Origin of the sequence: Streptococcus mitis, assembly GCF_002096815.1 — a bacterium.
Classification (GTDB): domain Bacteria; phylum Bacillota; class Bacilli; order Lactobacillales; family Streptococcaceae; genus Streptococcus; species Streptococcus mitis_AD.
In genome coordinates, this window is the sequence record NZ_NCVJ01000003.1 from 1,300 (window position 1) to 1,711 (window position 412).

A 412-nucleotide genomic window follows, 5' to 3' on the forward strand; every position below is an offset into this window, starting at 1 on the left:
CAAGCACATCAGCATCAGAATCAGCATCAACAAGTGCGAGCCAATCAGCAAGCACATCGGCATCTGAATCAGCATCAACAAGCGCTTCTGAGTCAGCATCAACAAGTGCGAGTCAATCAGCAAGCACAAGTGCCTCTGAGTCAGCATCAACAAGTGCAAGTCAATCAGCAAGCACATCAGCTTCTGAGTCAGCATCAACAAGTGCGAGTCAATCAGCAAGCACATCAGCATCTGAATCAGCATCAACAAGTGCGAGCCAATCAGCAAGCACATCAGCATCAGAATCAGCATCAACAAGTGCGAGTCAATCAGCAAGCACAAGCGCCTCTGAGTCAGCGTCAACAAGTGCGTCAGAATCAGCAAGCACATCGGCCTCTGAATCAGCGTCAACAAGTGCGAGCCAATCAGCAAG

The 412-nt window shown here is 49.3% G+C and carries 1 protein-coding gene; it reads left to right on the plus strand.

Annotation, left to right across the window (positions count from 1 at the left end; translation table 11 throughout):
- Positions 1-412, plus strand: a 412-nt coding sequence (locus tag B7696_RS10715) for a hypothetical protein (RefSeq protein WP_192856261.1), incomplete at both ends; no start/stop codon positions are given.